Annotated in this window: 8 protein-coding genes; 1 reads left to right on the top strand and 7 read right to left on the bottom strand. The window is 73.0% G+C overall.

Annotation, left to right across the window (positions count from 1 at the left end):
- Nucleotides 1–113: 113 nt before the first annotated feature.
- The 5 genes from ACN6LD_RS41115 to ACN6LD_RS41135 form a co-directional block, all read right to left on the bottom strand.
- On the bottom strand, nucleotides 114–1,370 hold the full coding sequence (locus ACN6LD_RS41115; protein ID WP_445045833.1) for a cation:proton antiporter: 1,257 nt from the start codon (nucleotides 1,368–1,370) through the stop codon (nucleotides 114–116).
- A 590-nt stretch (nucleotides 1,371–1,960) separates the two neighbouring features.
- Nucleotides 1,961–2,248 carry a DUF3040 domain-containing protein gene (locus tag ACN6LD_RS41120; protein ID WP_319195165.1) on the bottom strand — a complete coding sequence of 96 codons (288 nt, stop codon included), beginning with the start codon at nucleotides 2,246–2,248 and terminating at the stop codon, nucleotides 1,961–1,963.
- Nucleotides 2,249–2,418: 170 nt separating this feature from the next.
- Nucleotides 2,419–3,054 carry a ScbR family autoregulator-binding transcription factor gene (locus ACN6LD_RS41125; protein ID WP_445045834.1) on the bottom strand — a complete coding sequence of 212 codons (636 nt, stop codon included), beginning with the start codon at nucleotides 3,052–3,054 and terminating at the stop codon, nucleotides 2,419–2,421.
- Nucleotides 3,055–3,221: 167 nt separating this feature from the next.
- The gene (locus tag ACN6LD_RS41130) at nucleotides 3,222–4,457 is read right to left on the bottom strand and encodes a cytochrome P450 family protein (protein ID WP_445045835.1); all 1,236 of its coding nucleotides are present in this window, start codon (nucleotides 4,455–4,457) and stop codon (nucleotides 3,222–3,224) included.
- A 300-nt stretch (nucleotides 4,458–4,757) separates the two neighbouring features.
- Entirely contained in the window at nucleotides 4,758–5,441 is a 684-nt protein-coding gene (locus ACN6LD_RS41135) for a ScbR family autoregulator-binding transcription factor (protein ID WP_319195170.1), read from the bottom strand.
- Nucleotides 5,442–5,781: 340 nt separating this feature from the next.
- Here ACN6LD_RS41135 and ACN6LD_RS41140 point away from each other — a divergent pair, with 340 nt between their 5' ends.
- Nucleotides 5,782–7,662: an acyl-CoA dehydrogenase family protein gene (locus ACN6LD_RS41140; protein ID WP_445045836.1), complete on the top strand. Its 1,881-nt coding sequence runs from the start codon at nucleotides 5,782–5,784 to the stop codon at nucleotides 7,660–7,662.
- Nucleotides 7,663–7,776: 114 nt separating this feature from the next.
- Here ACN6LD_RS41140 and ACN6LD_RS41145 read toward each other — a convergent pair whose 3' ends face one another.
- Together ACN6LD_RS41145 and ACN6LD_RS41150 are read right to left on the bottom strand one after the other, a co-directional pair.
- Entirely contained in the window at nucleotides 7,777–8,175 is a 399-nt protein-coding gene (locus ACN6LD_RS41145; protein WP_445045837.1) for a DUF4440 domain-containing protein, read from the bottom strand.
- Between the two features lie 220 nt (nucleotides 8,176–8,395).
- Complete coding sequence (locus ACN6LD_RS41150; protein WP_319195175.1) at nucleotides 8,396–9,502, bottom strand: NAD(P)/FAD-dependent oxidoreductase; 1,107 nt, start codon at nucleotides 9,500–9,502, stop codon at nucleotides 8,396–8,398.
- Between the last annotated feature and the right edge of the window lie 178 nt (nucleotides 9,503–9,680).

A 9,680-nucleotide genomic window follows, 5' to 3' on the forward strand; every position in this document is an offset into this window, starting at 1 on the left:
TGAGATCGCCTCGCGCCATGACTGACGGCCTATCAAGAACAGACCTCGGCGCGCAGGCGATCTCCCGAACTCGTGATCCGAACGCCAGACAGGACCTAGTGGCACGCCGTTCCTCAGCGGCTCGCGGGCACGGCGCCGCCTCCCGTGGTCCCGGCGGTCCCGGCGGGTTCCACGGCGTCGACGGCGTCCATGGTCCCGGCCGCGCCCGCCGGTGCTGCGCGCGACGCGGTGAGACGGGCGGCGAGGGGCTCGGTCCAGCGGGCGGCCAGCGGCCCGAGGATGACCAGGATCAGGACGTACGCGGTCGCCAGCGGGCCTATGCGCGGTTCCACGCCGACCGCGAGTCCGGCGATGACGATGGAGAACTCGCCCCGTGCGACCAGAGTTCCGCCCGCCCGCCATCGGCCCTTGACCGAGATCTGGGCGCGGCGTGCCGCCCAGTACCCGGTGGCGATCTTGGTCAGGGTGGTGACGGTGGCCAGCGCCAGGGCGGGGAAGAGGACGGGCGGGATGGCCGCGGGGTCGGTGTGCAGTCCGAAGAAGACGAAGAAGACCGCGGCGAACAGGTCCCGCAGCGGGGTGAGGAGGCTGCTGGCGCCCTCGGCGACCTCTCCGGACAGGGCGATGCCGACCAGGAACGCGCCGACGGCCGCGGAGACCTGGAGGCGCTGTGCGATGCCGGCGACCAGAAGGGTGAGGCCGAGGACGACGAGCAGCAGCATCTCGGCGCTGTCGGAGGAGACCGCGCGGCTGATCAGGCGCCCGTGCCGCAGTGCCACGTACAGGACCGCCCCGACCGTGCCCAGGGCGATCAGCAGGGTGAGCGCGCCGCCCGCGAGGCTCACGCCGGCCAGCAGAGCGGTGAGGATCGGCAGGTAGACGGCCATGGAGAGGTCTTCCATGACCAGGATGCCGAGGACGACCGGGGTTTCGCGGTTGCCCAGTCGGCGCAGGTCGCCGAGGACCTTGGCGATCACGCCCGAGGAGGAGATCCAGGTGACGCCGGCCAGCGCCACGGCGGCGACCGGACCCCAGCCGAGGAGCAGGGCCGCGGCCGCGCCGGGGACGGCGTTGAGCACGAAGTCGACCGCGCCGGAGGGGTATTGGGTCTTCAGACTGGTGACGAGTTCGGAGGCGCTGTACTCCAGGCCGAGCAGGAGCAGCAGGAGGATGACCCCTATCTCGGCGCCGGTCGCGATGAACTCCTCGCTCGCTTCCAGGGGCAGCATGCCGCCCTGGCCGAAGGCGAGCCCGGCGAGCAGGTACAGGGGTATGGGCGAGAAGCCCACCCGGCCCGCCAGGCGTCCCAGCAGGCCCAGGACGAGGATGATCGCCCCGAGTTCGATGAGCAGGGCGGTGGTGTCGTGCACGGGCGTCTGTCCTCCGTCGGTCGGGATCGGTGGTGGCGCGTCGGTCGAGGTCTGCGGTGTGCGTCGGTGCTGTCGCGGGGTCGGCGGGTCGCCCCCGGGCGTGCGGGCGCAGGGCGGATCGCCCGTGCGCCCGCGGGGAACGCGGCCTTCGCGGGCGGGGTGGTCGCTGCGTGGGCGCTGTACGGAGCGGGTCGCCCGGCGCTGCGGGCGGCGAGGCGGTTCATGCCTGGGACGCCGGAGCGGGGCGAGGCGTGGGCGGGGTGGGGGCGCGATCCGTCCTGGTCACCCGGGGCGCCGGACGGAGGGGAGGCGGGTGCGGGTCAGTACCGGCCGTCGGCGGCGCGGCACCCGTCGGGGCCGGCGGAGTCGTACGTCAGCGCTGCGGGTGGTCGCTCGGGCCGGTACCGCCGATATCGGGAACGCGGTCGCGCGCGGCGTTGTCGACGCGCACGGGGATGACTCGACCCATGGCACGCCCTCCCTCACGTCGGTGACCGGACCGCCGGCCGTTGCTGCACGGCTGAGCGCGTCGACGCCCGGCGAAACGTAAGCACTCGGTAAAGAATATTAGCGCAGGCCGGGTTCCTCGCTCACCGGAGAGGGAGGTTTCGGCAGCCCGTGCGCGCCCGGTGCGCGTCGAGGAGTTGCACGCCGATGCCGGTGACGACCAGTCCGGCGGCGATGAGCAGCCCGTGCGACAGGAGGACGCCGCCGCTCAGCACGGCCACGCCCGTAGCCAGCGTCCAGCGGGCCCCGGTGCGGCGGTACTCGCGGGGCCGGGCGGGGCGTCCGGTCCGCAGCGCCCGGGCGAAACGGGGGTCGTCACGCTCGAGGCGGGCCGCGAGAGCGACGAGAGGCTCTTCTTCGGAGTGCGGCACGGGCGCTCCTCTCCTGGCAGTGGGCGCGAAGGGCCCAACTGCCTTATTTCCGGGAGGGATACACGCACAAACGCAGCTGCCGACGCCGTGACGGCCCCCGCACCGGCCGCCACCGGTCCCCCGGCGACGCCCGGCCGAGGCGCTGTCCGCCGGATCACGCCGGACACGCTTCAGTCGCCCGGCTGTTCCACCGGCGTCTGCGGCCGCGGCGACGCCGAGGCGTGGTCCGGCGAGGCCGCCAGCCGGGGCAGGACGAAGGTCCACAGCTGTGTCACGCGCTCCACCGAGAGCACGTCGCGGTCCGCCGCTCCCATCACCTCGAAGCCCGCCGTCGCGGCCACGATCACGGTCGTGGCGATGTCGGCCGGGACGTCCCGCGCGAGCTCCCCCTCGCGCTGCGCCTGTACGACGAGCTCGTGCACCCACGCCTGCCACCAGCGCAGCAGCCGCGCCCCGTCCTTGCGCGAGGGGTCACCGCTCAGCCGGAACCCCGCCCGGATCACCGGGTCGGCCACCACCGCCAGCAACAGTCCGCAGGCCGTGTGCACGAGCGACTGGAGCAGCGTGTCCGCCCGGTTGCGGCCTTGTTCGGCGAGGCGCCGCGCGCCGTCCGCCGCCGCCCTCTCCACCTCCGCCGCCAGATCGTGCTTGCTGGCGAAGTGGAAGTGCAGGGCGCCGTTGCTCACCCCCGCCCGTTCACTGATGGCCGGAAGGGACGCCCCGGCGTATCCCTCGGCGGCGAACACCTCGGCCGCCGCCCGGACAAGGGCCTGACGGGTGCGGACCGCCCGTGCCTGCTTGACCATCAGGTCTTCCTCCCCAGCCTGCGCGGACGGCGGAGAGCCGCGCCCTGCGTCCGGCGGAACGGGGAGAGCATCCCACCGCGGCGGCGTCGAAGTAAACCGCGCGCTCGGTATCTTCGGCCCGCGTCCGTCGCCCTTCGGCCGCCGGCGGCGCAGGGACGTTGTCCGGTTCAGGTCTGGACCGGAGCGAGCCGGACGGGCAGCGTCCGGTAACTGTTCATCAGAAAGCTGGGCAACGGCAGGAGTTCTTCCGGCGCACAGGCGAGTTCCATGCGGGGGAAGCGCTCGAAGAGCGCGGCGAAGGCGCTCTCCGCCTCCACTCCGGCCAACGGCGCCCCGAGGCAGCGGTGCGGCCCGTGGCCGAAACCGAGGCCGTCGCGATCCTTGCGCAGCACGTCGAACCGCTCGGCGTGCGGCCCGTAGCGTTCCGGATCCCGGCCCCCCGCCGCGAAGTTGACGAGGATGGCCTCGCCCTTGCGGATCAGCACGCCGTCCAGATCGATGTCCTCGACGGCGAACCTCATCGGCGAGTAGGCCCCGGGGGTGTGCACCCGCATCGTCTCGGCGGCCACGTCCTGCCAGGTCGCGCGGCCGGCCCGGACGTGCTCCAGCTGCTCGGGCCGTCGCAGCAGCGCGCCGACCGCGTTGGTGATCAGGGCGGCCGTGGTGTCCTGCCCTCCGGCGATCATGAGGAACAGGGTGCCCAGGAGCTCCTCCTCGGTGAGCCGGTCCTCCTGGTCACGCGCCTGGATCAGCAGCGACGTGAGGTCGTCGCCCGGTTCGGCCCGTTTGGCCTTCACCAGGTCCGACAGCCGGGCGAAGGCCTCCAGGCGGGCCGCCTCGATCTCCCGGCCGCTGATCGTCGTGGCGAACACCGTGTGCAGGGCCGCGCACAGGGCGTCGGTGGCCTCGCCCTGGGCCACCCCGAACAGTTCGCAGATCACCCGCATCGGCAGCAGCTCCGCGAACGAGGCCCGCAGGTCCACGGGCTCCCCCGGCCGGCTCGCCGCGAGCCCGTCGACGAGTTCGGCCGCGATGCGGGCCACCCGTGGCCGCATCGCCTCCGAACGCCGAGCGGTGAACGCCCCCGCCACCAACCTGCGCAGCCGGGTGTGCGAGTCGCCGTAGGCGAAGAGCATGTTCTCGTTGATCACCCAGGGGTAGAGCGGCCACTCCTCGGTGATGCGTCCCTCGATCAGCTCCGGCCAGTGCCGACGTGCGTCCTTCGACACCCGGGGATCGGTCAGCAGCCGCTCCACCTCGCGCTGCCGCAGCACCGCCCAGGCGACCACGCCCCCCGGCAACTCCACGCGCACAGCGGGTCCTTGGGCCCGCAGCATCGCCGCCTCGCCCGCGAGATCTCGCCCGGTCACGTCCAGGGCGTAGGGGCAGGCTGTCGTATCCATCGTCGAACTCCCAGGGTCGGTCCTGCAGTCGGCCTGCGACCGGTCGGGAGGAGGGGGCGTTCCCCGCCTCTCGGCCGAGGACGCGGAACCACGCCTCCGGACAACCGTTCGCCCCGGACCCCTCCCCCTGCCGCCCCACCCTCAACCACCGACCCGCACGCGCCTGCTGCCCCACGCCTACCGCCGGGCCGGCCCGTGCCCGGTCGCCGCCTCACACACCCCCGTGCGAGTCGGGGCGCGCCGGCAGCCCGGCGACCTGCGTGCGCTGCGGTGGGGCCTCACCGGACGAGGCCCCGCCGGTCAGCCGGCGGCCCGGGGCTGTCCCGTCGGCCAGCTGGCCTTCACGGCCTCCTCGTACACCCGGGCGCCCCGGTCGGCGGCCGTGTCCAGCTGCAACAGCACGGCGGGCACCGCGACCCCGGCCAGCAGGTGCCGCTGAAGGTCCGCAACCCGCTCCGGCAGGTCCGCATGCCCCGTCATGATCTTGGACAGCACCTGGACCCCGGTGAACGCCCCCACGAACATCCGCGCGGCGGCCCTCACATCAACGTGCGGCAGCAGTTCGCCGCGCTCCTTCGCCCGTCCCAGCAGGTCCGCGTTGTGCGCGATCCACCCGCTCATCGGGGCGCGCCGGTCCAGCCCGTCCGTCGGCGCCCCCTGGTCCACGGTCAGTCTGATGCTTCCCTGGACCAGCGGATCGCCCACCGACAGCAGATGCGCCAGGACGAACGCCTCGTCCAGCCCCTGCTGCAGCAGCAGCTCCCGTGCGGGCACGGCCGGGACGGTCTCCAGCTGACCGGCCAGCACGGCCTGCGCCAGCTCCTCCTTGGAGGAGAAGTGGAAGTAGAGCGCCCCCTTGGTGACGCCGGCCCGCGCGAGGATCTCCGCGATCGTCGCAGCCTCGTATCCCACCTCGGCGAACACCGCCGCGGCCGCGACGAGGACGGCCCGCCTCGTCCGGACGGCCCGTTCCTGCAGCGCCACGCCCCACCTCCGAGGTAGCTCCGGCGAATCCGGCTCGAAAATATACCGACAGGTCTGACTCCTGCCACCTCGCCGCCGCATGTCCGCCATCGCACCGGCGCCCCATCCGGCTGCCCGTCGCCGCGGGCTCCGACGCCGCAACCGCCGGACCTCGGGCGTGAGTTCGCCACACCCGTTCCGGGCGGGCTCCGGCGGCCCGGGGACCCCCCAAAACACGCCATCGGCGGCCGGTCGGATTGCCGGTTTCCGACTTGATGAGAAAACCGGTAGGTCCGTATCTTTTGGCGGACGGTGCAACCAGAGGTACCGGTGTGCGGATCCGCGACAACGGGGAGTGGTCATGGCCCTTCTGGCATTCCACGGCGCAGAGCGTCCCGCCGGGCCGCACCGCAGCGGTCCCCGCCCCCTCGCCGACGCGGCCGACGGCCCGGCGGGGGACGACATCGCGACCGTCCGCGAGCTGACCCGGCTGCTGTTCGACCAGGACGGCGAACGGGAGCGCGTCCACTCCCCGTGGCGCCGCCTGATCGCGAGAGACGACTTCCGTCACCGGCCCGGCCTCACCCCCGAGGAGCGGGCCGCGCAGTCCTACGCCTGGCTGCGTCTGGTCAACGACCTGCTGGCCGACCCCGCGTCGCTCGCGACCGACCCGGCCCTCCTCACCGCGCTGCACGAGTGGGCCGCCATCGTGGACGGCGGCGGCGGCCTCACCACCGTCGCCAGCATCCACTACAACCTCTTCCTCGGCAGCCTCCTCGACCACGACGACGAACCCTCGAGGGACCTGACCGAGTTCACCGCGCTGCGACGCACCGGAACCTTCCTGTGCACCGAGGTCGACCACGGCAACGACGCCTTCGCGCTGGAGACCACCGCCCGTCTCGACCCCGCGACGGGCGGGTTCCTCCTGCACACCCCCCACCCCGGCGCCGCCAAGTTCATGCCCAACACCAGCACACTGGGCGGCCCCAAGAGCGCCGTCGTGGCCGCGCGTCTGCTCGTCGGCGACCGCGACCACGGAGTGTTCCTCTTCCTGACCCCGCTCACCGACCTCGACGGGCCGCTCCCCCACATCACGGTGACACCCCTCCCGCTGCGTCCGAACGCCCCCGTCGACCACTGCCTCACCTCCTTCGACCACCTCCCGCTGCCGCGCCGGGCCCTCCTTCAGGGCGAGCACGGGCGACTGGGTCCCGACGACTCCCTCACCAGCAGCCTCGGCAACCGCCGTAAACGCTTCCTCACCTCGATCTCCCGGGTCACCGTCGGCAAGCTGTGCATGAGCGCCGCGGCCGTCGGAGCCTCGCGCGCGGCACTCGCCATCGCCGTCCGCTACGGCGACCACCGGCACGTCAGCGGAGCCCGGCCCGGTCAGCGGCTGCCCATCAACACCCATCGCACCCACCACAGCAGGCTGCTCCAGGGCGTCGCGACCAGCTACGCGATGACACTCCTGCACCGCTCGCTCACCGCGCGGTGGAGCAGCCACGACCCCGCGGACCGACCCCGTCTCGAACGCCTCGTCGCGCTCGCCAAGGCCTGGATCACCTGGGAGGCGCGCACCATCGCGTTCGAGGCGCGGGAGCGCTGCGGGGCACAGGGGCTCCTTCCCGCGAACCACCTCGCCGGCTTCTCCGAGTACATCGAGGGGACCATCACGGCGGAGGGCGACAACCTCCTCATCACCACCAAGGCCGCCGCGGAACTGCTGCACCAGCCGCCGGTCCTGCCCACCCCGGACGCCGGGCCGCCCGTCCTGACCAACCCCCGTCATCTGCGCAACCTGCTCGCCCGCACCGAGCAGGCCTTCCACGACCAGGCACACCGGGCCCTGCGTCATGGGCCCTCGCGCGACCCGCAGGCCCGCTGGAACACGGCCTCCGCGCCCGCGCTGCAGAAGGCGCAGAGCCACATCAGGCTGCAGGCCGCGGACGCCCTCCTGGCCGCCCTGGCCCGCACGACCCACGAGCCGGCCCGCCGCCTCCTCACCGAGGTCACCACCCTCTTCCTGCTCACCCACCTCGCCCCGCACACCGGCATACTCCTCGCCGACGGCCACATCGACCCGGGTCATGTGCACGGGCTGCCGGACGCCGTCGACGCTGTCACCCACAGCCTCCAGCCCCATCTCGCCACCCTGACCCGGGCCTTCGACCACCCGCCCGAGTACCTGGACGCCCTGCCCCTCCTGCACAAGCCCGGCGGGACGGCGACAGCCTGAGCGTGATCCGGACGGTGTGTCACGTCACCACCGGACGAAGTGCCCGCGGGCTGCGGCGGACCGGGCACGCGAGGGGCACACCGACGGCATGTGCGCCGCCGGACGCGACCGCGGTCAGGGCTGGTCGAACCAGGCCAGGGCTGCGATGCGCCAGCCCTCGGCGGTGCGGACGAACTGGAAGGTCTTGGTCCCGCCGCCCTCGAACGGCTCCCCGTCCAGGATCCCGGACTTGCAGTACTCGCCGAGCCTCGACGCGATGTCGCCGACGATGTCGGTGCGTTCGGAGGTCTCCCACTCGGCGAACTCCACCAGCCGGCCCTCGGTCAGCAGCCGTCTGCGAGGCTCGATGAACTCCTCGACGGTGAGGACCGTGAACTCCGGACCGGTCTTCACCACCACGCCGGCCGGTAGAACCAGCCTGCGGATGCGTGCCACGTCAGGAGTCCTGCCGCCCCGGTTGTCGAAGGCACCGAAGAACTCGGCGGTCAGCGAGTCGATCTCGGACTTGGACATCGCGCGACGGTAACACGACCCCGTGCGCCGAGGGCCTGGTCGTCGGCGACGGCCGCCGCTCGGACCGGTCGGCCCGCGCGGCATCCGGCTGGTGCCGCGACTCCTCACCCTCGACATCCACCTCGCGCGTCGACCCGGCCCTGGTCACGTCGGCAGCGCCCCGGCGCGGCCGGTCGGCCCGGGTGATTCCGGTCGTGCGGGGCAGGGGGACGGCCGTCCGTCAGGTGGCGGTGTATCCCAACTGCCGGCGCATGTACGGGGTCATGAGGGTCTTCGCCTTGGCGAGGACGGAGGTGCGGCCGCCGAGCACCGCGCTCTCGCCGCCCGGCACGGGCAGCAGCGTCAGTCCGTCGGTCTGGCCGAAGGGCACGATCAGCGGCGTGCGCTGGAGCGGCCGGTAGAGGCGGGGCTCCCTGCGGTGCCTGCCGGGACTCTGCAGGTAGCCGCGGATGTTGTGGGCGGCGAGGTCGGCCTGGGCGAGCGCGGCCGGGGTGATCTTGAGCTCGGTCGCGTCGTTGACGTCGCCGACGGCGAACACGTCCGGCCGGCCCTCGACCCGCAGCCGGCGGTCGACCTTGACGTGCCCGGCCGGGTTCAGCCAGTCGCCGAGTCCGGCCAGGCGCAGCCACAGGGTGTTGGGGGTGGTGCCGGTCGCCCAGAAGGAGAGGTCGGCTTCGAGGACGCCGCCGTGCGCGTCGCGGTAGGCGGCGAAGTCGTTTCCGCGGGACATGAACGAGTCCAGCCGGACCTCGACGTCGTGCGACTCCAGCCAGGCCTGCGCCTTGCGGCCGGCACGTTCGCTGCCCGTGGAGTGCAGCAGCGCGGGCCCGGAGTGCGCGAGAGTGACCCGGGCGTCCGGCCGGGCCAGGCGTATCTCCGCGCTGAGCTCGACGCCTGAGGGGCCGCCGCCCACCACGAGGACGTGGCTGGCTGCGGCGACGGCACGCTGGTGACCGGCGAACGCCTTGAGGGTCTCCTCGGCGGTGGTCCCGGTGAAGCGGGCCGGTTCGGGGTAGTCGGCGCCGGTGGCGATCACCACCACGTCGTAGGGCAGCCGCTCGCCGGTGGCCAGGACGACCTGCCGTTCGGCGGTGTCGATGCGGACCGCCTTGCCGACGACCATCCGTCCGTCGCGCATCAGCCGGTCGTACGGGATGAACGGGGTGACCGACCATTCGGGACGCACACCGGCGCGGAGGGAGGCGATGCGGTGGAAGAACACGTCCTTGCGGTCGACCAGCGTGACCCGTGCCGTCGCGTCCAGCCGTTTCGCCAGGCGGACGCCCGCATAACCGCCGCCGATCACCACTACGTCGCCGTCGCGCACGCGATTCTCCTGAGCATGGGGGGATGCGAGCGACTCGGCGTGGGGTCCGGCCGCTCGGACTGCCGACGAGCGTAGCGTTTGAAACCTAAAGTTCACGGAGGTAGTTGTGCACGTTCCGTGAAGCCGAGGGCAGAGGGTGGGAACGGCTGTGGCTCGGGGGGCGACCGCCTCCCCGAGC

This window comes from Streptomyces sp. SAS_272 (genome assembly GCF_052543235.1).

Bases quoted from the DNA above. Each gene is read 5' to 3' on its own strand.
- ACN6LD_RS41125 (WP_445045834.1), bottom strand. From the start codon at position 3,054: ATGGTCAAGCAGGCACGGGCGGTCCGCACCCGTCAGGCCCTTGTCCGG.
- ACN6LD_RS41140 (WP_445045836.1), top strand. From the start codon at position 5,782: ATGGCCCTTCTGGCATTCCACGGCGCAGAGCGTCCCGCCGGGCCGCAC.
- ACN6LD_RS41130 (WP_445045835.1), bottom strand. From the start codon at position 4,457: ATGGATACGACAGCCTGCCCCTACGCCCTGGACGTGACCGGGCGAGAT.
- ACN6LD_RS41145 (WP_445045837.1), bottom strand. From the start codon at position 8,175: ATGTCCAAGTCCGAGATCGACTCGCTGACCGCCGAGTTCTTCGGTGCC.